The 23,421-nt window shown below is 66.7% G+C and carries 15 protein-coding genes and 1 pseudogene; 10 read left to right on the forward strand and 6 right to left on the reverse strand.

The genetic code is table 11. The annotated features are described in order from the left end of the window. Positions 1 to 2: 2 nt before the first annotated feature. From CCX87_RS09725 to CCX87_RS09745, 5 genes are all read left to right on the forward strand, one after another. Positions 3 to 3,290: an efflux RND transporter permease subunit gene (locus CCX87_RS09725; RefSeq protein ID WP_087745873.1), complete on the forward strand. Its 3,288-nt coding sequence runs from the start codon at positions 3 to 5 to the stop codon at positions 3,288 to 3,290. Positions 3,291 to 3,314: 24 nt separating this feature from the next. Beyond that, complete coding sequence (locus tag CCX87_RS09730) at positions 3,315 to 4,028, forward strand: protein-L-isoaspartate O-methyltransferase family protein (protein ID WP_087745874.1); 714 nt, start codon at positions 3,315 to 3,317, stop codon at positions 4,026 to 4,028. A gap of 21 nt (positions 4,029 to 4,049) precedes the next feature. After that, on the forward strand, positions 4,050 to 4,391 hold the full coding sequence (locus CCX87_RS09735; protein WP_087745875.1) for a rhodanese-like domain-containing protein: 342 nt from the start codon (positions 4,050 to 4,052) through the stop codon (positions 4,389 to 4,391). A gap of 60 nt (positions 4,392 to 4,451) precedes the next feature. Next, positions 4,452 to 5,780 carry a TolC family outer membrane protein gene (locus CCX87_RS09740; RefSeq protein ID WP_087745877.1) on the forward strand — a complete coding sequence of 443 codons (1,329 nt, stop codon included), beginning with the start codon at positions 4,452 to 4,454 and terminating at the stop codon, positions 5,778 to 5,780. Positions 5,781 to 5,936: 156 nt separating this feature from the next. Next, positions 5,937 to 7,136, forward strand: a complete 1,200-nt coding sequence (locus tag CCX87_RS09745; RefSeq protein ID WP_087745878.1) for an HPP family protein — start codon at positions 5,937 to 5,939, stop codon at positions 7,134 to 7,136. Positions 7,137 to 7,415: 279 nt separating this feature from the next. Here the strand turns inward: CCX87_RS09745 and CCX87_RS09750 are convergent, their stop codons facing one another. The 3 genes from CCX87_RS09750 to CCX87_RS09760 all read right to left on the reverse strand — a co-directional run bounded on the left by CCX87_RS09750 (position 7,416) and on the right by CCX87_RS09760 (position 13,047). Beyond that, positions 7,416 to 10,106 (reverse strand): bifunctional acetate--CoA ligase family protein/GNAT family N-acetyltransferase, encoded by a 2,691-nt coding sequence (locus CCX87_RS09750; RefSeq protein ID WP_087745881.1) that lies wholly within the window; start codon positions 10,104 to 10,106, stop codon positions 7,416 to 7,418. 171 nt (positions 10,107 to 10,277) lie between these two features. Continuing rightward, positions 10,278 to 11,639, reverse strand: a complete 1,362-nt coding sequence (locus CCX87_RS09755; protein ID WP_087745883.1) for a 3-deoxy-D-manno-octulosonic acid transferase — start codon at positions 11,637 to 11,639, stop codon at positions 10,278 to 10,280. Positions 11,640 to 11,658: 19 nt separating this feature from the next. After that, positions 11,659 to 13,047 carry a phosphomannomutase/phosphoglucomutase gene (locus CCX87_RS09760; protein WP_087745885.1) on the reverse strand — a complete coding sequence of 463 codons (1,389 nt, stop codon included), beginning with the start codon at positions 13,045 to 13,047 and terminating at the stop codon, positions 11,659 to 11,661. A gap of 132 nt (positions 13,048 to 13,179) precedes the next feature. On the opposite strand from CCX87_RS09760, the gene CCX87_RS09765 reads away from it, so the two are divergent. The 5 genes and pseudogenes from CCX87_RS09765 to CCX87_RS09780 all read left to right on the forward strand — a co-directional run bounded on the left by CCX87_RS09765 (position 13,180) and on the right by CCX87_RS09780 (position 19,597). Then, positions 13,180 to 14,757 carry a DNA-3-methyladenine glycosylase 2 family protein gene (locus tag CCX87_RS09765; protein WP_369825312.1) on the forward strand — a complete coding sequence of 526 codons (1,578 nt, stop codon included), beginning with the start codon at positions 13,180 to 13,182 and terminating at the stop codon, positions 14,755 to 14,757. A 57-nt stretch (positions 14,758 to 14,814) separates the two neighbouring features. Then, complete coding sequence (locus CCX87_RS09770) at positions 14,815 to 15,363, forward strand: methylated-DNA--[protein]-cysteine S-methyltransferase (protein WP_087745889.1); 549 nt, start codon at positions 14,815 to 14,817, stop codon at positions 15,361 to 15,363. Then, the gene (locus tag CCX87_RS09775; protein WP_087745891.1) at positions 15,360 to 16,268 is read left to right on the forward strand and encodes a DMT family transporter; all 909 of its coding nucleotides are present in this window, start codon (positions 15,360 to 15,362) and stop codon (positions 16,266 to 16,268) included. Before CCX87_RS09770 ends, CCX87_RS09775 begins: the two co-directional genes overlap by 4 nt. A 207-nt stretch (positions 16,269 to 16,475) precedes the next feature. Then, positions 16,476 to 17,042 (forward strand): annotated as a pseudogene (locus CCX87_RS21320) (PAS domain-containing protein); the annotation flags it as partial. 239 nt (positions 17,043 to 17,281) lie between these two features. Further along, positions 17,282 to 19,597, forward strand: coding sequence for a putative bifunctional diguanylate cyclase/phosphodiesterase (locus CCX87_RS09780; RefSeq protein ID WP_232476374.1), 2,316 nt, complete (start codon positions 17,282 to 17,284; stop codon positions 19,595 to 19,597). A gap of 78 nt (positions 19,598 to 19,675) precedes the next feature. On the opposite strand, the gene CCX87_RS09785 is transcribed toward CCX87_RS09780, so the two are convergent. From CCX87_RS09785 to CCX87_RS09795, 3 genes are all read right to left on the reverse strand, one after another. Beyond that, complete coding sequence (locus CCX87_RS09785; RefSeq protein ID WP_087745893.1) at positions 19,676 to 21,655, reverse strand: propionate--CoA ligase; 1,980 nt, start codon at positions 21,653 to 21,655, stop codon at positions 19,676 to 19,678. A gap of 188 nt (positions 21,656 to 21,843) precedes the next feature. After that, the gene (locus CCX87_RS09790; protein ID WP_087745895.1) at positions 21,844 to 22,449 is read right to left on the reverse strand and encodes an isochorismatase family protein; all 606 of its coding nucleotides are present in this window, start codon (positions 22,447 to 22,449) and stop codon (positions 21,844 to 21,846) included. Between the two features lie 57 nt (positions 22,450 to 22,506). Further along, complete coding sequence (locus CCX87_RS09795) at positions 22,507 to 23,421, reverse strand: ribose-phosphate diphosphokinase (protein WP_087745897.1); 915 nt, start codon at positions 23,419 to 23,421, stop codon at positions 22,507 to 22,509.

Consider the following 23,421-nt stretch of genomic DNA (forward strand, 5'->3'; position numbering starts at 1 on the left):
CCATGTGGTTCACCCAGGTCAGCCTGAAGAACCCAGTGTTCGCCACCATGGTGATGCTCGCCATCGTGGTGCTGGGGTTGTTTTCGTACCAGCGCCTGAAGGTGGACCAGTTTCCCGACATCGATTTTCCGGTGGTGGTGGTCACGGTGGACTACCCCGGCGCTTCGCCCGAAATCGTGGAGAGTGAAGTCACCAAGAAAATCGAGGAAGGCGTCAACTCCATTGCGGGCATCAACGCCCTCACCTCGCGCAGCTACGAGGGCACGGCCGTCGTCATCATCGAGTTTCAGCTGCACATTGATGGGCGCAAGGCCGCAGAAGACGTGCGCGAGAAGGTGGCCATTGTTCGCCCCACGCTGCGCACCGAGGTGAAAGAGCCGCGCGTGCTGCGCTTTGACCCGGCCAGCCGCGCCGTGTGGTCGCTGGCGGTGCTGCCGGATGACAAGGCCGGGGCAACAGAGCGCAGCGTGAGCGCCGCCGTACCGCCCCAAGGCGCGAAGGTCCCCTCGGGGGGCAGCGAACCACGCGCAGCGGGAAGCGTGGGGGTTCCCTCTGCAGTGGAGCTGACCACATGGGCCGAACAGATTCTCAAAAAACGGCTCGAAAACGTGCGTGGCGTGGGCGCTGTCAACCTGGTGGGCGCCACCAAGCGCGAGATCAACATCTACCTGAACCCGCAGGCATTGGAAGCCTTTGGCGTGACCCCCGACCAGGTGGCCGCTGCGGTGCGCAACGAGAACCAGGACTTGCCCGTGGGCGCCATCCGCTCGTTGGCGCAGGAGCGCGTGGTGCAGATCGATGCGCGCATGCAGCGGCCCGAAGACTTTGGCCGCATCATCGTGACGCGCAAGAACGGCGCGCCCGTGCGGGTGGAGCAGCTGGCCCGCGTGCAGGATGGCGCGCAAGAGGTGGAGAGCCTGGCGCTTTACAACGGCCAACGCACGCTGCTGCTGTCGGTGCAAAAGTCGCAGGGCGAAAACACCATTGAGGTGGTGGATGGTCTGAACGCTGCCGTGCTTGAGTTGCGCGACCAGTTGCCGCCCGGCGTGCGCCTGGAGACCATTGGCGACAGTGCCCGCCCGATTCGCGTGGCCGTCAACAACGTGCGCCAGACCCTCATCGAAGGTGCTTTGCTCACGGTGCTGATTGTTTTTCTGTTCTTGAACTCGTGGCGCTCCACCGTCATCACGGGTCTTACGCTGCCCATTGCGCTGATCGGCACGTTTTTGTTCATGAACATGTTCGGCTTCACCATCAACATGATCACGCTGATGGCCCTGAGCCTGTGCGTGGGTCTTTTGATCGACGACGCCATCGTGGTGCGCGAGAACATCGTGCGCCATGTGCAGATGGGCAAAGGTGCCTACCAGGCAGCCATGGACGGCACGCAGGAGATCGGCCTGGCCGTGCTGGCCACCACGCTGTCCATCGTGGCGGTGTTCATGCCCATTGGTTTCATGGGCGGCATCATCGGCAAGTTTTTTCACGAGTTCGGTATCACCATCGTGGCGGCGGTGATGATCTCGATGTTTGTCAGCTTCACGCTCGACCCCATGCTGTCGAGCATCTGGCACGACCCCACCATCCACGCGCACGGGCAGCGCACCGAGCCCGTCACTTTTTACGACAAGACCATCGGCCGTGTCACCGGCTGGTTTGACCGCGCCACCGATGCCCTGGCCGAAGGCTACCAGGGCATCCTGCGCTGGTCGCTGGTACACAAGCTGTCCACGCTGGGCATTGCGCTGGCCATCTTCGTGCTGAGCGTTTTCATGGTGCCGCTGCTGGGCACCGAGTTCGTGCCCAAGGCCGATTTTTCGGAAACCACCGTCAACTTCTATACGCCCGTGGGCTCGTCGCTGGAGGCCACCGAGGCCAAGGCGCGGCAGGTGGAAGGCATCCTGCGCGAGTTTCCCGAGGTGCGCTACACGCTGTCCACCATCAACACCGGCAGCGCGCAGGGCAAGATGTACGCCAGCATTTATGTGCGCCTGGTCGACCGCAAGGACCGCAGCCGCAGCGTGGATGCCATGTCGGGCGTGCTGCGCGAGCGCCTCAAGCAGGTGCCGGGCATTACCGTGACCCATGTGGGCCTGCTGGACCCGGTGGGTGGCCAAAAGCAGGTGGAGTTCTCGCTGCAGGGGCCTGATCTGCAGGAATTGGAGCGCCTGACCCGCATCGTCAACGAGAAGATCCGTGATCTTCCGGGCCTGGTGGACCTGGATACGAGCGCCAAGCCAGACAAGCCGGTGATTGCGCTCGATGTGCAGCGTGATGCAGCGTCCGACCTGGGGGTTTCCGTGGCCCAGCTGGCCGCATCGCTGCGCACGCTGGTGGCCGGCACCACGGTGGGCAATTGGCGTGCACCCGATGACCAGACCTACGACGTGAATGTGCGCCTGGCGCCGGAAGCCCGCACCACCCCACAAGACCTGGAGCGCCTGCCCTTTGCCCTGACGGCGGCCGACGGCAGCACGCGCATCGTGCGACTGAACCAGGTGGCCCGGGTGACGGAGTCCACTGGCGCCAACCAGATCAACCGCCGTGACCTCACGCGCGAGGTGGCAGTCACCGCCAACGTGGCCGACCGTTCTGCGGGCGAGGTATCCAACGACATCAAGAAGGCGCTCGACAGCGTGGTGTTTCCACCGGGCTACCGCTACCAGTTTGGTGGCTCCACCAAAAACATGGCCGAGTCGTTTGGCTATGCCATCTCGGCGCTGGTGCTGGCCATCGTGTTCATCTACATGATCCTGGCCAGCCAGTTCAAGAGCTTCTTGCAGCCGCTGGCGCTGATGACCTCGCTGCCGCTCACGCTGATCGGTGTGGTGCTGGCGCTGCTGATGTTCCGCTCCACGCTGTCGATGTTCTCGATCATTGGCGTGGTGATGCTGATGGGCCTGGTCACCAAGAATGCCATTTTGCTGGTGGACTTTGCCATTCGCGCCCGCGAAGACCACGTTGACGAGGCCGGCCACACCGTGCCCGGCTTGCCCCGCGCCGAAGCCCTGTTGCTGGCCGCCCGCGTGCGGCTGCGCCCCATCCTCATGACCACGCTGGCCATGATCTTCGGCATGGTGCCGCTGGCGTTTGCGCTGTCCGAGGGTTCGGAGCAGCGCGCGCCCATGGGCCAGGCCGTGATCGGCGGCGTCATCACCTCGTCGCTTTTGACGCTGGTGGTGGTTCCGGTGGTGTATTGCTACATGGATGATCTGGCCCGCTGGGCACTTGCCCGCATGGGCCGCGGCCAGCCCGCGCCCGTGCCCCCTAAAATCAAGGGTTTGTCCTGACCCGCCTTCCCCTGGAGAGATTCCATGAACATGCCTTTGAACACGTCCGCCAACATCAGCGACCCTATTGAACAGGCCCGCTACAACATGATCGAGCAGCAGATCCGCCCGTGGAATGTGCTGGACGCAGACGTGCTGGAGCTGCTGGCTGTGGTGCACCGCGAAGACTTCGTGCCCCCGGCCTGCCACAGCATGGCGTTCATGGACATCGAAATCCCCCTTCTGGGCACCGATGCCGAAGAGGCTGTGCGCCTGGGCCACAGCATGCTGCAGCCCCGCGTGGAGGCCCGCATGCTGCAAGACCTGAAGATTGTGCCCACCGACCGCGTGCTCGAAATCGGCGCGGGCTCGGGCTACATGGCGGCGCTGCTGGCCCACCGCGCACAAAGCGTGGTCTCGCTCGAAATCGTGCCCGCACTGGCCGACATGGCGCGCGACAACCTTCAGCGGGCCGGCATCACCAACGCCCATGTGCGTCTGTCAGATGGCTGCCGCGATGCCGTGCCCGAAGGCCCGTTCGACGTGATTGTGCTCAGCGGTTCTGTGGCTGAAGTCCCGCAAAACCTGTTGTCGATGCTGCGCGAAGGTGGCCGCCTGGCCGCCATCGTGGGCCAGGAACCCGTCATGCGCTTCACGCTGGTGCGTCGCACCGGCGACCGTTTTGAAACCACCCAGCCCTGGGACACCATGGCGCCGCGCCTGGTCGGTTTTGCCGAACCCTCGGGCTTTTCCTTCTGATTTGGCACCACGGAGTTCTGCATGATCGACCACGTCCGCCCCGCACAGCTGTCCGCCTGGTTTGCGGATGCATCGGCCGAAGGCCAGCCCCTGGTTCTGGACGTGCGCGAGCCCTGGGAGCTACAGACCGCCAGCGTGCGGGCAGACGGGTTTGAACTGGTGGCGATTCCCATGGGTGAGCTGCCCGGCCGACTGAGCGAACTGGACCCGTCGCGCCCCCTGGCCTGCCTGTGCCACCACGGCGCCCGCAGCCTGCGCGTGGCGGCTTTCCTTGCGCAGCAGGGTTTTGGAACGCTGGCCAACATCACGGGCGGCATCGATGCCTGGTCCCGCGAACACGATCCCCGCGTGCCACGGTACTGAACCGAAGCCGACCGCCGTGTTCCTACCCCCCTTGCGCGCTGAACGATCTAAAGGACCACCATGACCCCGCTTCGGCTGCTTCCCCTGACCCTGGCACTCACTGCCGCCCTCTGCGCGCCGGCGCAGGCTCAAAGCCTGTCGCAACTGGTGGAAGCAGCGCGCAGCTACGACACGGTCTGGCAGGCGGCCAGGCTCCAGCTGGATGCGGCCTCCAGCCGCGCCGAGCAGGCCCGCGCAGGGCTGCTGCCCAGTGCCGGGCTGACAGCCGGCGTGTCCCGATCCAACACCGAAGTCACCCGCCCCCCGGTGGACTTCAACGGCAGCACGCAAAGCGTGGGCGTCAGCGCCTCGCAACCGCTGTACCGCCCGGCCAACCGCATCAATTATCAGCAAGGCCAGCGCGGCATCGACGTGGCCCGCGCCCAGCTGGACGCCGCCACGCAAGACCTGCTGGTGCGCGTCAGCCAGGCTTACTTTGACGTGCTGGCAGCCCAGGACACACTGAGCTTTGTGCAGGCGCAAAAAACGGCGGTCTCCGAGCAACTGGCCTTTGCCAAGCGCAACTTCGAGGTGGGCACCTCCACCGTCACCGACCAGCGCGAGGCCCAGGCCCGCTACGACCTGGTCATCGCCCAGGAAATTGCCGCCGAGAACGACCTGCGCGTGAAAAAGCTGGCGCTCGACCAGCTGGTGGGCATCACCGGCACCCAGCCCCTGCCGCTGGCCCAGCCGGTGCAGTTGCCCGCCGTGCAGCCCGACGACGTGACAGCCTGGGTGCAAACGGCGCAAGACCAGCAGCCAGCCGTGCGCCAGGCTCAGATCGCACTCGACATTGCGCGCCTGGAAACCCAGAAGGCCAACACCGGCCACTTGCCCACGGTGGACCTGCAGGCCGGCTACAACATTGCGCGCAACCCTAGCGGCACCGTCACCGCGCCCGGCATGAACAGCCGCACCAACAACGCCAGCGTGGGCGTGGCATTCAACCTGCCGCTGTTTGCCGGCTTTGCCGTGCAAAACCGCATCAAGGAAACGCTGGCTCTCGAAGAAAAAGCCCAGGCCGACCTGGAAACCACGCGTCGCAACGTCGCACAGACCACGCGGTCGGCTTTCTTTGGCGTGCAGTCCGGCCAGGGCCAGGTGCGCGCCCTGGAGGCCGCCGAAGCCTCCAGCCAGAGCGCGCTCGACGCCAACAAGCTCGGCTACCAGGTGGGTGTGCGCATCAACATCGACGTGCTCAACGCCCAAAGCCAGCTCTACCAGACCAAGCGCGACCTGGCGCAGGCGCGCTACAACGTGCTGCTGGGCAGCCTGAAACTGCGCCAGGCGGCGGGGGTGCTGACGGATGACGATGTGGGGGCGGTGAATGGATTGCTACGGCAGCCGTAAGAGCGTTGGTATGGTGGGGATCGGAATCCGGGAAATTGGAATCTGACCCCAATTACTCCATGACCCCAATTACTCCAGGGCAGGCGCCCGGCGTATCCCACCGAGACATGGTGCGAATATTGATGTAGTTTGCGGCTGCATCCGCGTTTTTTCTTTATGCCCTCTTCACCCTCCGAATTTTCCCCTTCGTCGTCACGCCCACCATTGGCTGCGCGCCTGGCCGAATGGCTCCGGCATTTCTGGCCCGCTCCACTGGGCATCGATGGCAAAGAGCACCTGCGCTTTGCGGTTGGCGCAGTGATTGGTGTGCTGCTCACGGCATGGCTCAGTCGATGGTGGGCCGAGGGCACTGGCACCGGCCCGTGGATGGTGGCGTCGTTGGGGGCCAGTGCCGTGCTGGTGTTCGGCATGCCCTCCAGCCCGCTGGCCCAGCCCTGGCCCGTGTTGGGTGGCAGCACTCTGTCGGCGCTGGTGGGCGCTGTCTGTTCTGCGGTGATTTCGGACAAGGCCTTGGCGGGTGCCATTGCCGTGGGCCTGGCCATTGCGTTGATGGTGCCGCTGCGTTGCCTGCATCCTCCGGGTGGGGCCATGGCGTTGTACGTAGTGCTGACCTCAGGCGATGGGTGGCACCTCGCGGCCTTCCCGGTGTTGTTCAACGTGGTGCTATTGTTGATCGCCGCAGTGGTCTACAACGGTCTGACGGGCCGACGCTACCCACACCCTCAGCGCGTCGCGCCGCGGGTGGCAACCAGCCAGGGCGCTTTCACTGCATCGGACGTGGATGCGGCGCTGGCCCACTACAACCAGGTGCTCGACGTGAGCCGGGCGGATCTGGAGGGGCTGCTGCACCTGGCGGGCCGCGCGGCATTCCAGCGGACCCTGGGAGAGTTGCGCTGCGTGGACATCATGTCCAGCCCGCCTTACGCTGTGGAGGCCGGAGTGTCGCTCAAGGAGGCTTGGGCATTGATGCGGCTGCAGCAAATCAAGGCGCTGCCGGTGGTGGATGCCCAGCGCCAGGTGATTGGTATCGTGACGATGGCCGACTTCATGCGGCTGGCCAATCTGGACACCCACGAAGGGCTGGGGCAGCGGTTGCGCACACTGGTCATGGGGCGGCGCGGCGGGCAACCCCAGGCAGTGGGCGAGATCATGTCCCACCCGGTTCAGGTGGCGCGTTCGGCGCAGCATGCGATGGACCTGGTGCCGCTCTTTTCACAGGGCGGGCACCATCACATTCCTATCGTGGATGACGTGGATCACCTCGTGGGCATCATCACCCAGACCGACCTGGTGCGCATCCTGGCCTCGGCGGTGCACTCTGGCAGCTCTGCTGGGCCGAGGGGGGGATCTGGTTGAGCGGGGTGCCGTGCACAACCCGTGCGTACTGGCCAACATCCACCGTAACCGCGACGCCATCCATGCCGCCTGACCCGCGCGCCTTTTTTGTGGGATGTGCGCGAGTCCGCACATTTGATAGCAGTCAACGCTTGCTGCATAAGCGCGAGCGGCTGATTTCCTCAAGACAACCGAGTTATTCCATTTCTCAATCACCCATGTCGTTGTTGCTTCGCCTTGTCGTGCTGCACAGCACTGCCTGCGGCTTTGCGCCTGGACACGAATGATTTGGAAACTGAACTACAGCGTTTGCGTGACCAGCCTGAAATCTGCGTCTTCCGGATAAGGCTTGATCACAAAGCCCAGGCTGCGCATCAGCTTGAGCATGTTGGGGTTATTGGCCAGCACCAGGCCTTCCATCTCGGCCAGGCCTTTGTCGCGGGCCGCGTCCATGATGCTGAGCATCAGGCGCGAGCCCAGGCCCTTGCCGTTGAAATCGTCGGCCACCACCAGCGCAAACTCGCAGCTCGACTGGTCGGGGTTGGTGACATAGCGCGACACGCCCACGATGCGCTCGGTTTCCGTCACCTCGCCGTCGGCGCCCACGGTGCGCTCGCGGAACACGGCCACCAGCGCCATTTCGCGGTCATAGTCGATCAGGGTGAAGCGGGCCAGCATCGAGGCCGGCAGTTCGACCATGGATGAGATGAAGCGGAAATACCGGCTTTCGGGCGACAGGTGCTGCACCAGCCCCTGCAGCATCTGCGCGTCGTCGGGGTGGATCGGGCGCACCAGGTATTCGCCGCCCCCGCGCATGGGCCACAGCTGCTCGTAGCGTGCGGGATACGGCAGGATGGCCAGGTGGCTGAAGCTGTCGGCCCGCCCGCCCGAGGTGTTGGCCGCGTGGTCGATGGCAATGCGCGCATCCACCGCCACGGCGCCGTGCTCGTCCACGATGAGCGGGTTGATGTCCATCTCGCGCAGCTGGGGCAAGGCGCACACCATTTCCGACACGCGCAGCAGCACCTGTTCCAGCGCATCGTGGTTGACCGCGCTGGCGCCACGCCACTCACCCAGCGTTTCGGCCACGCGCGAGCGCTCGATCAGCTGGCGTGCCAGAAACTGGTTGAGCGGGGGCAGTTCCATGGCGCGGTCGTTGATGAGCTCGATCATGGTGCCGCCCGCACCGAAGGTGATCACCGGGCCGAACGGGGCGTCGGTCACAAGGCCGATGCAGATCTCGCGCCCGCGCCGGGCGCCCGCCATGTTCTGCACCGTCACCCCGTTGATGTGCGCATCCGGTTGCAGGCGCGCCACGCGCTGGACCATGTCGGTGTAGGCGTCGCGGGCCGCGGTGCCGCTGTGGATGTTGAGGACCACGCCGCCCACGTCGGACTTGTGGCTGATGTCGGGCGAGTCGATCTTCAGCGCCACCGGAAAACCCATCTGCGTGGCGATCATCATGGCCTCGTGCGCATTGCGCGCAAGGATAGTCTTGGTGACCGGAATATGGAACGCCGCCAGCAGCGTTTTGGACTCCATTTCGGTGAGCACCTTGCGCCGCTCGGCCAGCACGCTTTCGATGACCAGGCGCGCGCCTTCGATGTCGGGCTTGGCCAGCGTGGACAGCGGCGGTGGCGTTTGCTGCAACAGCTGCTGGTTCTGGTAGAACGAAGCGATGTTGCCAAAGGCGCCCACGGCCGCCTCGGGCGTGCGAAAGCTCGGGATGGCGGCGTCGCGCAAAATGGCGCGCGCCGGCACCACCGAGGCGTCCCCCATCCAGCAGGCCAGCAGCGGCTTGCCCATGCGCTGCTTCACCTCGGCCAGCACGGTGGCCACGGCACAGGAGTCCGCGCCGACTTTGGGTGAAAAGATGGCCAGAACACCATCCACCTGCCGGTCTTTGCTGGCCGCCTCGATGGCCAGGCGATAGTGCTCGGGGCCCGCGTCTTCCGACAGGTCGATCAAATCCGACAGAGACGCCAGGGGCGGCAATTGGGGCGCCAGCGCGCTCGCCGAATCGGGCGACAGCTTGCCCAGGTTGAGCAAAATTTCATTGACCCAGTCGGCCGCCAGCACACCGGGGCCGCCGCCGTTGGTGACGATGGCCAGGCGCTTGCCCACCGGCCGGTAGCGTGACGCCAGGCACTTGGCGGCCGAGAACAATTCGACAAACGAGCGCACGCGCACCGCGCCCGCCCGGCGCAGGGCCGAGTCGAACACGTCGTCGCTGCCCACGATGGTGCCGCTGTGCGTCTGGGCGGCCTCGTTGCCTGCGGGCTTGCGCCCCGCCTTGAGCACCACCACCGGCTTGGCGTTGGCGGCCGAGCGCAGCGCACTCATGAAGCGGCGCGCGTTGGAGATGCCCTCCATATAGACGACGATGCTTTGTGTGCGCGCATCGTGGGCCAGAAAATCGAGCACCTGGGCAATGTCCACGTCCGTGTTCGGCCCCAGCGACACCACCGCAGAAAAACCCACGGCGTTGTTGCGCGCCCAGTCCAGGATCGACGCCGTGAGCGCGCCCGACTGGCACACCAGCGCCAGCGAGCCATCGCGGGCCAGCGGGCCGGCCGCACTGGCATTGAGCTGCAGGTGCGGGCGCTGAAACCCCAGCGAGTTGGGGCCCAGCAAATGCAGCCCCTCGCGGCGCGCTATTTTTTTGAGGTGGGCTGCCTGGTCGGCGTCCATGCCGCTCGACAGCACGAGTGCTGCACGGCAGCCAATGCGCCCCGCCACCTCCAGCGCGGCGGGCACTTCGGCGGGCGGCAGCGCGATGATGGCCAGATCAGACTTTCGCTGCGCCAGATCGGCCAGCGTGCCGCTGGTGTGCGTGTCCACAAACTGCAGGCTGCCGGCAAAGCGCTGCGCCCGCAGGGCCGGATGCAAGGCTTGCGCATACGCGGTCAGCGTTTCGGGTTCATCGGCCTGGCCCGCCAGAACAGCAATGGAGGCAGGCGCAAAAAGCGGCGTGAGGTAGTGTTTGTCCATGGGCTTGCAGCGGCGCGGGACCGCCCATCAATGATTAACCAGCAGATGGGTGTGACTGTGGCACAGCTCGGGGGCCATCGCAAAAAAGCCAAGTACCTGAGGTGACATTGTCAGCGCGGAACCGGAATGGGGCCCGGGCGCGGGCCTGAAATTTGCGCCCCTGCGGCCCGTTCAGGGCGCAGCGGCCATGCCCAGCAGCGCCGCGATGGCGGCTGCGGTCTGCAGCGCGGCGCCCCGGTGCTGCTGCATGAACGCCTGGGTCAAGCCACGGGCGGCGGCCAGCCGGGGCGTGTCGGTTGCCAGATCGCAGGCCCGTTTCAGCCCCTGCCCGATATCGGCCACGCGGTGGGCCACGCCCTGCTCGCAGGCCAGCGCGGCCGCCTCGGCAAAATTGAAGGTGTGTGGCCCCAGCACCACCGGGCAGCCACAGGCAATGGCCTCAATCAGGTTCTGCCCGCCCAGCGGGGCAAAGCTGCCGCCCAGCAAGGCCACGTCGGCCAGGCCGTAATACAGCACCATCTCGCCCAGCGAGTCGCCCAGCCAGACATCGGCGGGCTCGGGGCCGTCGGCCCACTGGCTGCGGCTCGATACGGTCAGGCCGGCGCTGCGCAGCAGTTGCTGCACTTCGCCAAAACGCTGGGGGTGGCGTGGCACCACCAGCCACTGTACGGGGCCATCCGTTGAAATTGCTTCATTATTGATAGCTGCTTGCGCTTGTCCATCAAGCGCTACAGGGCTTTTTGGCTTCAAGGCAGCCAGCCACATCGCCTCTTCACCTTCGCGGCTGCTGGCGAGCATCACCACCGGCCGGGTGCTGCCTGCGCGCCATGTGCGCCCGCGCGCCAGCTGCGCGGCATCGGGCACCACGTCGAACTTGAGGTTGCCAAACACGCCCCGCACCGGCGCGCCGATGGATCGCAGTCGCTCGGCATCGGCCTGGGTCTGCGCCCAGACGGCTGTCAGGCCGCCATAGGCCGGGCGGGCCAGCGCGGCCAGGCGCTGGGATTTGCGCAGTGATTTTTCATTGAACCGGGCATTGGCCAGCACCAGCGGTATGCCGCGCTGCCGGCAAGCGGCCACCAGATTGGGCCAGACCTCGGTTTCCATGAGGATGCCGATGGCGGGGCGAAACTGGCGCAAAAAACGGCGCACCGCGCCCGGTGTATCCCAGGGCTGCCACACCTGCACATCGCCCGGTATCAGCAGTTTTTCGCCCTCGGCCCGGCCCGTGGCGGTGCCGTGGGTGAGCAGCAGGCGCATGCCGGGCAGCTGCTGGCGCAACTCGGCCAGCAAAATGGCGGCGGCCCGGGTTTCGCCCAGTGATACGGCGTGAATCCAGACAAAGCTGCCCAGCGGGTCCGTGCTGCTTGGGGGGATCAGGCTGTCCAGGGGCCGCGCGTAGTGGCCAAAACGCTCGCCCACCGCGTGGGCATAGCCAGGCTCGGCCAGCGCGCGGCGGCGCAGCTTGCGCAGCAGCAGCGGCTGGGCGGCCCAGGTCAGGGCGGAATACAGCCAGAGTGCGGCATGTGCCATGGGCAGCTAAAAGCGGCGCTCAGTGTGCTGCGCTGCCCACCTGGGCGTCGGGCTTCACGCGGTGCAACAGGGCCAGCATGGCCGCCTCGATGCGCTCCAGCGCCTCGGGCGTGTGGCCTTCAAAGCGCAGCACCAGCACGGGCGTGGTGTTGCTGGCGCGGATCAGGCCAAAGCCGTCGGGCCAGTCCACGCGCAGGCCGTCGATGGTGTTGATCTGCGCCGGGGCGGCAAAGGTGTCTGCCGCCAGGGCCTGCAGCTCGGCCGTGAGGCGGTGCGGCTCGCCCTCGGCACAGGCGACGTTGAGTTCAGGCGTGCTGAAGCTGGTGGGCAGGCCGTTGAGCACGGCGCCGGGGTCGGCGCTGCGGCTCAGGATTTCGAGCAAGCGGCAGCCGGCGTAGGTGCCGTCGTCAAAGCCGAACCAGCGCTCCTTGAAGAAGATGTGGCCGCTCATCTCGCCGCCCAGGGGCGAATCAAGCTCTTTCATGCGCGCCTTGATGAGCGAGTGGCCGGTTTTGTACATCACCGGCTGGCCGCCCGCCGCCGCAATGGCCGGCGCCAGGCGCTGGGTGCATTTCACGTCGAACAGGATGGGCGCGCCCGGCACGCGGCTGAGCACGTCCTGCGCAAACAGCATCATCTGGCGGTCGGGGAAGATGTTGGTGCCATCGCGCGTGACGATGCCCAGGCGGTCGCCGTCGCCATCAAAGGCCAGGCCCAGCTCGGCGTCGCTGGCCTGCAGGGCGGCAATCAGGTCGCGCAGGTTTTCGGGTTTGCTGGGGTCGGGATGGTGGTTGGGGAAGTTGCCGTCCACCTCGGAAAACAGCTCGATCACCTCGCAGCCCAGCGCGCGGAAGATGGCCGGGGCCGATGCGCCGGCAATGCCGTTGCCGCAATCGACCACGATTTTCATGGGGCGGGCCAGCTTGACGTCGCCGGTGATGCGCTGCGCATAGGCGGGCAGCACATCCACCGTGCGCACGCTGCCGCCGGGCAGCAGCTGCCAGCTTTCGGCCTCCATGGTGCGGCGCAGGGCCTGGATTTCGTCGCCGTAGATGGCACGGCCGTTCAGCACCATCTTGAAGCCGTTGTAATCGCGCGGGTTGTGGCTGCCTGTGACCTGGATGCCGCTGGCGCACAGCGTGCTGGCCGCGAAATACAGCAAGGGCGTGGTGACCAGGCCCACGTCGATCACCTCGATGCCCGCTTCAATCAGGCCCTGCACCAGGGCGCTGCTGATGGCGGGGCCGGACAGCCGGCCATCGCGCCCCACCGCCACGGTGGTCTGGCCTTCGGCGCGGGCTGCCGTGCCAAAGGCCCGGCCCAGGCCCAGGGCCACGGCTTCGTTCAGGGTGGACGGCACAATGCCGCGGATGTCGTAGGCCTTGAAAATAGCGGGTGTGGTTTGCACGGAAAGGTCTTTCGCGGGGAAGAAGGGCAAATATCCGCTGCATTGTAGGGGGCGCTCCAGCCCCACCGCAGGGCACAGGCACAGGTCCGAAAACGGCCAGTGCGGCGGCACCGGCGGCCTATCATGCATGCCATGACGCCGCGCAACTCGCCTTCTGCTGCACCGGACGACCTTTCATCCGACGACGGCTGTTACCGCGCCCTGCAGGCCCGGGATGCGCGTTTTGACGGGCGGTTTTTCACCGGCGTCACCTCCACCGGCATCTATTGCCGCCCAGTGTGTGCGGTGCGCACGCCCCGGCGCGAGAACTGCCGGTTCTTCACGCTGGCCGCGCAGGCCGAGGGCGCGGGCTTTCGGCCCTGCCTGCGCTGCCGGCCCGAGCTGGCGCCGCAGGCACTGGTGTGGTCGGTGCAGGACGCCAGCGGCATTCTGGTGCAGCAGGCCGTGCGGCTGCTCGACGCCCCCGATGCGTGGTGCACCGGCGACGAACGCACGGCCACGGTGGCCCGGCTGGCGGCCCGTCTGGGCGTGAGCGACCGGCACCTGCGCCGCATCTTCGAGGCGGCACTGGGGGTGTCGCCGCTGCAATACCTGCAGACCCGGCGGTTGTTGACCGCCAAGCAGTTGCTGACCGACACGCCCATGCCCGTCACGCAGGTGGCCCTGGTCAGCGGTTTTGCCAGCGTGCGCCGCTTCAACGCCGCTTTTGCCCAGCACTATGGCCTGAACCCGACCCAGCTGCGCCGTGGGGGCGAAACGCCCGCCGGCGCTCAGGCGGCCACGCTGCGGCTGGCTTACCGGCCGCCGCTGGACGTGCCCGCCTTGCTGGCCTTTTTTGCCCGCCGCCAGTTCCATGGCGTGGAGTGGGCGGGCGATGCCGCCACCCCTGCCCTGCGCCGCACGGTGCGCCTGCAAAGCCCGGGGGCTGCCGGGCCGCAAGATCACACCGGTTGGCTGAGCGCGCGCTTTGATCCCACCCGCCACCAGGTGCTGGTGCAGACCAGCGACAGCCTGTACCCCGTGCTGCCGCAGGTGATTCGCCGCGTGCGCGCCATGCTGGATCTGGACGCCGACCCGGCGGCCATCAATGCCGTGCTCCACCCCAGTTTTCCCGAGGGCGATGGCCTGCGTGTGCCCGGCGCTTTCGATGGCTTTGAGCTGGCCGTGCGTGCCGTGCTGGGCCAGCAGATCACCGTGGCGGCCGCACGCACCCTGGGGCAGCGGCTGGTGGAGCGCTTTGGCGAGCCCATCGCCACGCCCTGGCCCGAACTCACGCGGCTGTTTCCCGCACCGGCCGTGCTGGCGCAGGTGCCGGGCGAAGCGCTGGGGCAGCTGGGCATCGTGCGCCAGCGCCAGGCGGCCATCGTGGCGCTGGCGCGAGCGGTGGATGCGGGCCAGTTGCCGCTGCAGGCGGGCGCGGACGTAACCGCCACCACGGCGGCGCTGTGCGCCCTGCCCGGCATTGGCGACTGGACGGCGCAGTACATCGCCATGCGCGTGCTGCGCTGGCCAGATGCGTTTCCGGCCGGTGACGTGGCTTTGCAAAAGGCCCTGGGCGTGCAGGCGCAGCCCCATCCTGCCCGTGCGGCCACCGAAGCCTCGCGGGCCTGGCAACCCTGGCGCAGCTACGCCGTGGTGCGCGCCTGGGCGGCGGGCAGCATGGCCGACACCGGCCAAGGAGCAGCTGCACATAAGCTATTAAAAAAATAGCTGCTTGCGCTTGTGCATCAAGCGCTACAAGCCAATTTCATCTAATATTCTCTGACCATGCAATACCACCCTTCCACCGTACAGACAAGCACCTCGACCCACCTGGGCACCGTGCGACTGGCCGCTTCTCCACGGGGTCTGGCCGGCCTGTGGTTTGACGGCCAGCGCCATTTGCCCGCGCAACTCGACGGGCCCCATGCCTGGCCGCACGACCCGCAGCACCCGGTGCTGGTTGCCGCCGTCGGGCAACTGCAGCAATACCTGCGCGGCGAGCGCACCCGGTTCGAGCTGCCGCTGGACCTGGCAGGCGGCACGCCGTTCCAACAGGACGTGTGGCGTGCGCTGCTGTCCATTGGTTGCGGCCACACCACCAGCTATGGGGCGCTGGGCCAGCAACTGGGCCGCCCGACGGCCGTGCGCGCCGTGGGGGCCGCCGTGGGGCACAACCCGATCAGCGTGGTCGTGCCCTGCCACCGCGTGCTGGGCAAGGATGGCGCCCTGACGGGCTACGCCGGCGGCCTGGAGCGCAAAAGCGCGCTGCTGCAACTGGAAGGCGCTGCGCTGCGCCCGGCGCGGGCACAGGCACAGGGCGAGGTGGGCGCATGAACGCCCCCGCGCCCCAACCCGTGCCGGCCTGGCTGGGCGAGTTTGTGCTGCTGGCAGCCCTGTGGGGCGCATCGTTTCTGTTCATGCGGCTGGGGGCCGCCGAGTTCGGGCCGCTGCCCACGGCCGGGCTGCGGGTGGCGCTGGCCACGCTGTTCCTGTGGCCCATCCTGCTGCAACAAGGGCAGTGGCCGGCGCTGCGCAAGCACTGGAAGCCAGCGCTGCTGTCGGGCGTGGTGAATTCAGCCATTCCATTCGCCCTGTACTCCTGGGCTGTACTGCACATCACCACAGGTCTGGCTTCCATCCTCAACGCCACGGTGCCCCTGTTCGGCGCCCTGGTAGCCTGGGTGTGGCTGGGCGACCGCATCAACCGCCTGCGCTGGCTGGGCTTGGGCATAGGCTTCGTGGGCGTGGCGCTGCTGGCCTGGCGTGCACCGGGGGGCGCGGGCCTCCAATCGGATGACGCGCCCTGGGCTATCGCTGCCTGCCTGGGGGCCACCACCTGCTATGCCATCGCAGCCAGCTTTGCCCGGCGCAACCTGGTGGGAGTGCCGCCGCTGGCCGCCGCCACGGGTAGCCAATTGGGTGCAGCGCTGGGTTTGTTCGTACCCATGCTGTGGTTCTGGCCCGCGGTCATGCCGGGGCCGCGCGCCTGGGCGGCCATCGTGGCCATTGCCATCCTCTGTACGGGCATTGCCTACATCCTCTACTTTCGCCTGATTGCCCACGCCGGCCCCAGCCGCGCCCTGGCGGTGACGTTTCTGGCGCCGGTGTTTGCCCTGCTGTATGGCGCGGTGTTTTTGCACGAGGCCATCACGCCGTGGATGATCGGCTGCGGGCTCATCATCGTGTGCGGAACGATGTTGTCAACAGGACTTATCGGGACGTCGCCCACTCGGCGGTGAGTCACGGAACGGGCCTAAACTCGGCGCATGGATCTTGTGCCGGACCTCAGAAATCACCTCGCCGCCGAGCAGCAGGCCAACCGTGATTTGCGCCAGCGCGATCAGCAAATGCGCCTGGCGCTCGATGCCCTGGGCGGCGGGCGCTGGGAATGGGACATTTCGCGCCAGAAGCTGGCATGCCATGGCCGCTTTTATGCCGCCTTCGGCATGGAAGCCGCCGACACAGAGGACGCCTGGGAACGCTGGCACACGCGCAAGCATCCGGCCGATGCCGCACGCCTTGCCGACAAGATGGATCGCGCCATGCGCGGGCAGCTCGACACCTACGAAGCCGAGTTCCGCATTCTGGACACGGCGGGCCGCTGGCGCTGGGTGATATCGCGCGGGCTGGTGGACGAGCGCGATGCCGACGGGCGCCCGCTGACGCTGCTGGGCATGGACGTGGACATCACGGCCCAGCGCGAGGTCGAGGAGGCGCTGCGGGCCTCGGAAGCCAAATACACCACCATCTACCAGACGCTGCCCGACCCCGCGGGCATTTCGCGGATATCGGACGGGCGCTATCTCGACGTGAACCCGGCCTTTTGCGAGTTGCTGGGTGAAGGGCGCGACGCCGTGCTGGGACGCACATCCACAGAACTCAACATCTGGGCATCGCCCACTGAGCGCGCACGCATGCTCGAAACCTACCAGCGCGAAGGCCGGGTGGACCGCCTGCCCATGGTGGCGCAGCGCAACGGGGAGCGCGTACCGGGCCTGATGTCGGCGCGCCGCATCGTGGTGGAGGGGGAAGACTGTTTCTTGTTCGTCTTTCACGACATGACCGAGGCGCAGCGCATCAGCGACGAGTTGCGGGCTCTGAACAACCTGCTGCAGCAGGCCGGTCGCATGGCGCGTCTGGGCGCATGGGAGAGTTCGCGCACACGGGGCATGGTGTACTGGTCGGATGTCTGCTATGACATCCACGGCCTGCCCCAGGTGCCCCGCTGGCGGGTGACTACATCGAACGTTTCGTGGCGCCCGCGTGGCAGGACGCGGTGCACCGCGCATCGCACGACTGCATCCACCGCCGAGAGGAATGGAGCCTGGAGGTCGAAATCGTCCGCACCGATGGCCGCCACGCCTGGGTGCGCACAAGCGGCGCGCCGGTGCTGCAGGACGGCGCCGTCACCGGCATGCGCGGCGTGCTGCAGGACATTGACGAGGCCAAGCGCGCCGAGCAGCGGTTACGCCAGTCGGAAGACCGGTTTTCACGCATCTTTCACCTGATGCCCTACCCCATGGGCATGACGCGGCAAAGCGACGGCGCCCATGTGGAAGTGAACCCCGCGTGGGAGCAGGTGCTGGGCTTCACGCGCGAGCAGGCGGTGGGCAGCTCGGCCATCAAACTGGGCATTTTTGAGGCGCACGATCGTGCCCGCTTGATTGACGTGGCCCGGCAGGCCGGCCAGCTCGATGCCTACGAGGTCAAGATCATCACGCGCAGCGGCGAGAAGCGCACCGTGCTGCAGTCCATGCGCGCCACGGAGTTCGATGGCGAAGCGTGCTGGCTGTTCGCGCTGCAGGACATCACCGACCGCAAGCGCAGCGAAGAGCAGGTGCGCGAGCGCGAAGCGCTGCTGTCGCTCACCATTTCGGCCGCCGCGCTGGGGCTTTGGGACTGGGATCTGCAAACCGGCATGGTCCATGGCGATGCGCGCTGGCGCACCCTGCGTGGCGCAGGCACCGACGATGCGGCCGCGCCCGCCGTGCACTGGACGACTGGGGTGGCCGCCGACACGCTGCCCGGCATTTCAGCGGAAGTCGCGCGCCACACCGCCCATCCTGCCACCCCGTTCGACGCTACCTGGAAAGTGACGCTGCCCCAGGAAGGGACCCGATGGATTCGCAACCTGGGCAAGATCATCAGCCACGACAGCGCCGGCCAGCCCACGCGCATGCTGGGTGTGTCCATTGACGTCACGCCGCAGCGCGAGCAGGAAGAGCTGCTGCAAAAACTGGCCCACTACGACGCACTGACGGGCTTGCCCAATCGCGTGCTGCTGGCGCACCGGCTGCAGGACGGCATGGCCCAGGCCCGTGCCCAAGGCACCCAGCTGGGCGTGGCCTACCTGGACCTTGACGGCTTCAAGCCCGTCAACGACCGCCTGGGCCATGGCGCGGGCGACCGGCTGCTGGTGGTGGTGGCGGGCCGGCTGTCGCGCGCGTTGCGCCCGCAAGACTGCGTGGCCCGCCTGGGCGGCGACGAGTTCGTCATCCTCATGCCGGGTCTGGCAACGCACGGCGATGGCGAACGCCTGCTGCAACGCGTGATGGAGAGCATTTCTTCGCCCTACACGCTGGACACCGAGCGCGTGGCCGTAACGGCCAGCATCGGCTACACGGTGTTCCCCTCGGACGACGCGGACGCCGACACCCTGCTGCGCCACGCAGACCAGGCCATGTATGCCGCCAAGCAGGCGGGGCGCAACCGATTTCACCAGTTCGACGCTGCGCAAGAGCGCGCCCAGCGCGAGCAACGTGAGCAGGGCCTGCGCCTGCGCGAGGCCCTGGCGCAGGCGCAGTTCGTGCTGTTTCTGCAGCCCAAGGTGGTCATGCAAACAGGTCAGGTGGTGGGGGCCGAGGCGCTGGCACGCTGGCAGCACCCCGAGCGCGGTCTGCTGCCACCGGGCGCTTTTTTGCAGCTGCTGGACGGCACCGAGCTGGAGATTATTTTTGGCCAATGGGTGGTCGAAGCCGCACTGGCACAGCTCGAGCAATTGCTGGATGCAGGGCTGAACCTGCCCGTGAGCGTCAACATCTCGGCCCAGCAACTTCAGCAACCCGGTTTTGCCGAGTGGATGGTGCAGTGCCTGGCCCGCCACCCTCGGGTGGCGCCCTGCCTGCTGGAGCTGGAAATCACCGAAAGCGCGGCGTTGTACAACCTGGCGGCGGTCGCCGAGACACTGGCCACGCTGCGCGCGCTGGGCGTGGTGGTTTCGCTCGATGATTTTGGCACCGGCTATTCATCGCTCACCTACCTGCGCCGCCTGCCGATGGACACGCTCAAAATCGACCAGAGCTTCGTGCAGGGCATGATGGCCGACCCGGGAGACCGGGCCATCGTGCAAGGGGTGATCGGGCTGGCGCAGTCGTTTGGCTACCAGGTGATTGCCGAGGGCGTGGAAACCATCGAACAAGGGCAATTGCTGCTGCAGCTCGGTTGCGCCAAGGCCCAGGGCTATTGCATTGCGCGGCCCATGCCCCTCGGTGCCTTCATCGACTGGACCCGCCACTGGCGACAACCCACGGCGTGGCAGCACCAGCACGTCGCAGAATATTTGATCTAAAAACGGCTGCAGCGCTTATCCATAAAGCGCGAGCAGCTATTGTTTTTGACACGGCTTGTGCCGCGTCGAGCCCGGCGGTCAGGGGCCGACCAGGTCTTTGACCTGCTGCAGCGCGGCCGGGTCGTCCATGGTGGTCAGATCGCCCGGATCGCGGCGCTCGGCCACGGCCTGCAGGGCGCGGCGCAGCAGCTTGCCGCTGCGTGTCTTGGGCAGCACGGTCACAAAGTACACGCGCGAGGGCCGGGCCACGGCGCCGAGCTGGCTGTCCACCTGCTTCATCACCTCGCCTTCGAGCTTCAGGCGCGCGGCGTCGTCGGTCAGGCCCGAGGCATCGCGCGGCACGGCAAAGGCCATGGCCACCTGGCCCTTCAAGCTGTCGGCCACGCCCACCACGGCCACCTCGGCGATGTTGGGGTGCGACGAGATGGACTCCTCGATCTCGCGGGTGCCCAGGCGGTGGCCGGCCACGTTGATCACGTCGTCGGTGCGGCCCAGGATGAAGTGGTAGCCGTCGGCATCGCGAATGCCCCAGTCAAACGTGCTGTAGATCAGGCGGCCGGGAATGCTCTTCCAGTAGGTGTTGACAAAGCGGTCGTCGTCGCGCCACACGGTTTGCATGCAGCCGGGGGGCAGCGGCCCTTCGATGGCCACCACGCCCTTTTGGTTGGGTACCGTCAGTTCTTCGCCGTTGCTCTCATCGATCAGCTTGACGTGGTAGCCATACATGGCCTTGCCAGGGCTGCCAAAGCGCGTGGTCTGCTGCTCCACGCCGTTGGCCAGCGTGAGGATGGGCCAGCCGGTCTCGGTCTGCCAGTAGTTGTCGATGATGGGCACCTGCAGGGCGTCGCTGATCCACTGCGCGGTGGGTTCATCGAGCGGCTCGCCGGCCAGCCACAGCGCCTTGAGGGTGGAAACGTTGTACTTCTTGAGCCAGCTGGCGTCCTGCTTTTTGAGCACCCGCACCGCCGTGGGCGCCGAGAACATGTGCGTGACCTGGTATTTCTCGACAATGCTCCACCACACGCCCGCGTCGGGCCGCGTGGGCAGGCCTTCGTACATGATGGTGGTCATGCCGGCGATCAGCGGGCCATAGATGATGTAGCTGTGCCCCACCACCCAGCCGATGTCGCTGGTGGCAAAAAAGACCCCCACGCTCCGCCGCTCGCGCGGGTCGCTGCCCCCCGGGGGGGCCGCGTTTTCACCTTGGGGCGGCCCGGCGGTGAAAACCTCATCGCCCGCCTTGGCATCGAAGATGTGCTTCATGCTGGCGGCCAGCGCCACGGTGTAGCCCCCCGTGTCGCGCTGCACGCCCTTGGGTTTGCCGGTGGTGCCGCTGGTGTAGAGCGTGTAGCTGGGGTGCGTGGATTCGACCCATTCGCAGGGCACGGTGGCGTTCAGGTGCCGGGCGCGCAGCGCGGACCAGTCGTGGTCGCGGCCGGCGCGCATGGCCATGGGCGCCAGGCCCCGGTCCACCATGAGCACGGCGGCCGGCTTGTGTTTGGACAGCACAATTGCTTCATCCAGCAGCGGCTTGTAGGGCACGCTTTTGCCGCCACGCGAGCCAGCATCGGCGCTGACGATGGCCACGGGCTCGGCATCCTCGATGCGCGAGGCCAGCGAGCCCGAGGCAAAGCCGCCAAACACCACCGAATGCAGCGCGCCAATGCGCACACAGGCCAGCATGGCAAAGGCGGCCTCGGCGATCATGGGCATGTAGATGAGCACGCTGTCGCCCTTCTTCACCCCCAGGCTTTGCAGCACGGCGGCCATGCGCTGCACTTCGGCGTGCAGCTCGGCAAAGCTGTAGCTGCGCTCGGTGTCGGTTTCGGTGGAGATAGCGACCAGCGCCGGCTGGCTGGCGCGGTCTTTCAGGTGGCGGTCGATCGCGTTGTGGCACAGGTTGGTGGTGCCGCCGACAAACCACTTCGCAAACGGCGGATTGCTGTAGTCGCAGATCTGCTGGGGTGGCGTTTTCCAGTCAATCAGCTGGGCCTGCTCGGCCCAGAAGGCGTCGCGTTGGTCGATGGACTGGCGATAAAAGTCGGCGTAATTGGGCATGGAGCGTCTCCTCGGCATCTCTTGTCCTGCAGGGGATGCAGGTTTTGAATTCATAATTATTCATAACGGGCTTGCGGCAAGCTGACGCACCGAAGTATTCGCTATGCTATTTATTCAATAGCTACCAACGCTTTATAAATAAGCGCTAGAGGCCAAAAAGACCCAAAATCACCAAAAAACCAGCGGCGCTATTTCACCAGCGCCAGAACGTCCTTGAACACCGGGTTTTCGCAGGTGCGCAGCCATTCAAACGCCACCATCTCGGTGGTCACCAGTTCGGCCCCCGCTCCGGCCAGGCGGTCGAAGGCGGCATCGCGGTTGCGTTCGGTGCGCGAGCTGCAGGCGTCGGTCACCACCCACACCTCGAACTCGTCTTCAATCAAGTCGAGCGCGGTCTGCAGCAGGCATACATGGGCTTCGCAGCCGGCAATCACGATGGTGCCGCGCTCGGGGGCCTGCTGGGCGGGCTTTTGCAGGTGCTTGGGCAGGCTGCGGGCATTGCCGCCCTGCTGGGGTTTGGCGGGCGGGCGCAGCCATTCACCCAGGCCTTCTTCGGCGGCGCTGAAATGCATCTTGGCCAGGGTGTTGTGGCACAGGGCGCGCAGCGCGGCATCGTTGCCCCCCAGGCGCGAGGGATTTTGCTCGGTGCCCCACACGGGCACGTCCATGAGCTGGGCCATTTTGGCCAGACGCAGCGCATTGGCCAGCACGGCAGGGCCCTCAAAGATGGCGGGCATCAGGCGTTCCTGGTAGTCCACCAGAACGAGTTGGGATTCAGAGGCGTCGAGCAGCATGGTGTCTTTCGAAAGCGGTCAGTGGCACGCGGAAGGCACTGATTGTCGCAGCCCAAGTCATGCAGGCAACAGCGAACGAAGCGCACCCGCCAGGGGTTCCGCCATGGGCACGGCGTTGCTGGCGTGGGGAATGCAATCGGTGCTCCACACCTCGCCCACCCCGGCATCGTGCAGGGCCTGCAAGGCATCGCCGGCAAACAGCGCATGGGTGACGGCCACGTCCACCGACGCCGCGCCCGCCGCCCGCAGCAGCCGGGCCGCCTGGGCCAGCGTGCGGCCGGTGCTGGCCATGTCGTCGAGCAGCACCACGGTGCGCCCCTGGGCGTTGATCGGCGGCAACTCGATGGTCACATCGCGGTCGCCGTGGCGCACCTTAGTGCACACGGCACGGTCAAAACCATGGCGTGCGGCCGCCTGGGCAATCCACTGGGCCGACTCGCCATCGGGCCCCACTAGCAAGGCACCCGGGCGCCGCTGCGCGATCAGGTCGGCCAGCGGCTCGGCGCCGCTGAGCACGACGGCCTGCGGCACGGCAATCGCCTCTTTCAGCGACGCCACGCGGTGCAGGTGCGGGTCCACCGTGATGACGGCATCGACCAACCCGGCCAGAAACCCGCCGACCACCTGCTGGCTGACCACTTCGCCCGGCGTGAAGGCCATGTCCTGCCGCATGTAAGCCATATAGGGCGCCACCAGCGTGATGTGCCGTGCACCCAGGGTGCGGGCGGTGCGGGCCGCCAGCAGCAACTCCACCAGCTTTTCGTTGGGATCGTGCAGGCTGCGCAGCAGCACCACATGGGGTGGCAGGCGCCCTGCCCCATCCACCGGCAGCCGCAGCTTGAGCTCGCCATCGGGGAAACGGTGGCGGTCGATCGTCTTCACGGGCAACTGCGCGGCCTGCCCGAGGCGCCGGGCGGCATCGGTCTCGTCCGCAAAATGCAGCAGGCAGGCCTGCGGGGGAGCGAGCTGCAT

It is taken from the genome of Acidovorax sp. T1 (assembly GCF_002176815.1).
Taxonomy (GTDB): domain Bacteria; phylum Pseudomonadota; class Gammaproteobacteria; order Burkholderiales; family Burkholderiaceae_C; genus Acidovorax.